4 protein-coding genes are annotated in these 3289 nt (G+C 47.6%); all 4 read right to left on the bottom strand.

Features of this window, described 5'->3' with window-relative positions; genetic code table 11:
- Positions 1 to 67: 67 nt before the first annotated feature.
- Positions 68 to 826, bottom strand: coding sequence for a hypothetical protein (locus tag CR155_RS20485; RefSeq protein ID WP_102071905.1), 759 nt, complete (start codon positions 824 to 826; stop codon positions 68 to 70).
- Positions 827 to 1126: 300 nt separating this feature from the next.
- Positions 1127 to 1810 (bottom strand): hypothetical protein, encoded by a 684-nt coding sequence (locus CR155_RS20490; protein WP_102071906.1) that lies wholly within the window; start codon positions 1808 to 1810, stop codon positions 1127 to 1129.
- A gap of 306 nt (positions 1811 to 2116) precedes the next feature.
- Positions 2117 to 2251: a hypothetical protein gene (locus tag CR155_RS21255; protein WP_255399282.1), complete on the bottom strand. Its 135-nt coding sequence runs from the start codon at positions 2249 to 2251 to the stop codon at positions 2117 to 2119.
- Positions 2252 to 2351: 100 nt separating this feature from the next.
- Entirely contained in the window at positions 2352 to 3176 is an 825-nt protein-coding gene (locus tag CR155_RS20495; RefSeq protein ID WP_102071907.1) for a hypothetical protein, read from the bottom strand.
- Positions 3177 to 3289: the final 113 nt, after the last annotated feature.

Below are 3289 nucleotides of genomic sequence, written 5' to 3' on the forward strand. Positions count from 1 at the left end.
GAACACGAACAGATGATGCAATGGCATGGCGGCCCATTCGATCCAGCTGCCTTCGACCTTCAAGAGGTCAACGAGCGGCTGATGCAGATTCGGATTTAACGCAACACGGTGCTGGCCGGGCCGTTACAAAGCAAGTGTTTGCTGACGAGGTTAGTTCCATTTTGTGATGGACTAGATAGGCATAGTAGATTGCGGATTCCAGGCCGTACTGATCCTCTGGGTCTTCAGACCAAAACTTCACAACAGTTGGCACGAGGCTGGCCTCTACCAGCGACTGAATGTTCTCGCTATACAGCTTCTCATAGCCGTTGCAGATGTCTTCCACGATCTCTGGTATTCTTAGATAGTCATGATTTCCGACCGATTCAGCGCATACGCCAATATCCTTAACAAGCATTGCATAAGGCCCCCAATGAAGGGAATCGGCTGTCTTGAACGTGTATTGAAAATCAGCAACACCATTTAGAGCCATCTCCCTCAAACGGCTTACGTGCTTGGTTTTACTTAAAAGCTTGTAAAGCATTTCCCATATACGAGGCAATGCTTCATTGAGAGGCAAGATGCCGCCTTGAAAAGAAGTGCCCTCCGGGACGCGCGTCAGGTGGAACCAATATGTCCTCGTGATAGGGTTCTTCGGTTGGCCAAAGAGATCCTCCAGAAGGCGCTTCGTTTCATAGGCGCCATCTCTTTCAGGTCTTCTGCTCTCGAAGTGCTGCTCTATGTCGAACCGGTCAAAGAAGGCATTGATTTGTCCGGGCTGCACGCCATATATCTCTGCGATGCAGGATATGGTCGATTCAACGGTTTCGCAATCTAGATACGCCATAAAAAGTCTAATATATTTAGACGACAAACCATACGCGGTTGTCACTCGGATAAAAAATTTAGCCGCAACAATGGTAGTGAGAAGGCCAACTATAGTTTTCAGGCAAACCTAAAAAGTCCAACATTGCAGTTTTCGATGAGCACGAAAAGCAAATGGTCGAGTGACAGCTTCTGGCCGTTTGAAGGCCAGCACCTCCATCAGAAACGACCCGTAGCAGACAGTCAACTAACAGTTGCGAAAGCCGCACGTAGAAGCTGCGTTGGATGGAATTAATATTGGATGTTCGCCCAGAATCTGGAGCTAAAAGCCTTTGAATGTAAACATTCCTTTATCTTCAGAATAGAACGTGTTCTGTACAATAATTTTCTCGTCGATTGTACTGAGTCCTACCTCAATAAATTCATCAACGCAGCCCCCTTGAGGGAGCTTAAATCCACCGACTACAAAGTGCGGATAATTATTTATTCTTTCGTATTCAATTGAATTGGCGAACTCAGCATACTCTTTAGAATCCACTTTAAAGCTGTGCGTCTCAGTATAAAGAAATAGCTGGACTCCGAAATTAAACATGCTTGGGTAAATATCGACATAGTCCCTGTAAAAAACGCACGTATCTTTGATGGCAATAACACTATCTTCAGAACAGCCGTCCAGTATCTGCTCCATGATTCTTTTGGGGATCAGACACAAGATACTTAGCTCAGCTCCAATAGGCACTGTGGAGGCCAATGGAAGCGATCGAGTCTTGTTGTATATCTCTGCTTCGTGAATGGCGTAGTTCCGCACCGCTTTGATAGCCAAGAACTCTTTGCTGCGAAAAAAATTAGGATATCCCGCCTTTCGTAGCTTGTCGTTTAAGCTGTATGCGGATGCGAACGCTTCTCTTACTGCGTCCGGATCTGGACTTTCGCAAAAAGAGAAGTAATACTTGAAGAACCTCTTGATCTCGGCTAAGCAGCCGTCCCTAGCAACGTTCTTTGGCATTCAAAATCCCTCTCTTAACCACCATCTAAGTTCAGAAGACAATCCGATCAACGTTGTCGTTCTGGTAAATATACTTCTTTGTAACAGGGATAGTTCGCCAGCGGAAGATGGCAATTTGCGCAAAACTACAAGTCCCAAGAGCGCTGTTCGTGTTGCGCACAGGCGGTCGGTGCACCAATGGCTGCTTCTGGCCGATTGTAGCCAAAGCTGAAGAAGCTGAAATCGACCCAATATAGTCAGTCCGTCTCGCTTTCTGTAATACTAGGAAATGCTGGCAGAACATGTCAGAGAAGGCGGGACATGCACTCACCGATTACGAATAAATCGACCCAAACACTCGATGTTCGCCGCTTTAGTTTCGAATCGGCGGGTGCGCTTGCGTTCGTCGATCTTGGAGTCAGATACCGTTACCAATTCGGCGATGGAATGGTTCGTTGTCATAATCTCTCCAGGGACGAGCCCAACAGAAGTTCATTTTACCGAACGAAATCGGGGATTGGGAGGTGTCAATGAAGCCCCCCTCAAACTATCGCTGGCCGTTCTACGTCCTTTCTGTTGCCAAGGGCGGTGCACCACTTTTCCCGTACCCTGCCAATAATCGCAAAATCAACAACGCAAAATCTCGCCCTTTATTCTGGTCGCCCAAAATTTCCATGGCCATTTTTTCGTTTTCGGTCATCGCGTCCAGAACAACGTCTTCGATTCGCTTAGGAAAGACCCCGTGCATCACTTGTTCTTTGCTATAGCCGTTAACCTGTGCCATTACCTCTGCGTCGCGGCTAATACGAGCGGCCACGCCGTTGGCGAAATGCAATTGATCATCGTCGCTAATCTCGGCGCCAAACAGATCGTTTAATGCATCGATTATCTCTGAAAGCCGCTTTTTTTCCGGATCATGTGGCTTGCCGGTACCCACGTCGCTGCCCGGCTTAAGACCATACTCGCCTGTATTCTCGTTGAGTTTCAGCGCGTGCTCGGCACGCTTGGTTAACCGATAGTGGGTTAATTCCAGCTCGGAAACGTCCACATCCTCATCTTCCAGGCGGCTGACTTGTAAAAGCGGTTGCAAATGCTTGGCGTAAACATTCAGCTGCTCCAGCTCCCGGTCTTCGTAATCAATGATTTGCGATAGGAACTCATAAAGCTTTACGAAGCTTTTCAGGTTTTTCTTGAAAAGATCGAGCTTATCGACGGCCACGCCAGCCTCTTTCAAGGCATGCTCAGCTTTTTGGAGACCGACCTTGTCGCCATTGTTTCTGGCAACCGACACAGCTTGCTTGGCGGTGCTGTGCACATCCGCGGCAACCGCATAGCGCTTGGCAAAGCGCTCCTTGGCCGGCAGACAGTAATAACGGCTCTTCATCATTAACGGGGGACGCCGACATTCATTAGACTTGTTTTTGCGACGAAACACGTTTAATGGAAGCAATGCCGATGTCCCCAGTAAATTCTATCTTAGGAATCAGAGATTTATTAATT

The organism is Pollutimonas nitritireducens (genome assembly GCF_002849615.1).
Taxonomy (GTDB): domain Bacteria; phylum Pseudomonadota; class Gammaproteobacteria; order Burkholderiales; family Burkholderiaceae_B; genus Pollutimonas; species Pollutimonas nitritireducens.

Excerpts from the sequence above, each read along its gene's own strand:
- CR155_RS20495 (WP_102071907.1), bottom strand. The coding sequence starts at position 3,176 with ATGATGAAGAGCCGTTATTACTGTCTGCCGGCCAAGGAGCGCTTTGCC.
- CR155_RS21255 (WP_255399282.1), bottom strand. The coding sequence starts at position 2,251 with ATGACAACGAACCATTCCATCGCCGAATTGGTAACGGTATCTGACTCC.
- CR155_RS20490 (WP_102071906.1), bottom strand. The coding sequence starts at position 1,810 with ATGCCAAAGAACGTTGCTAGGGACGGCTGCTTAGCCGAGATCAAGAGG.
- CR155_RS20485 (WP_102071905.1), bottom strand. The coding sequence starts at position 826 with ATGGCGTATCTAGATTGCGAAACCGTTGAATCGACCATATCCTGCATC.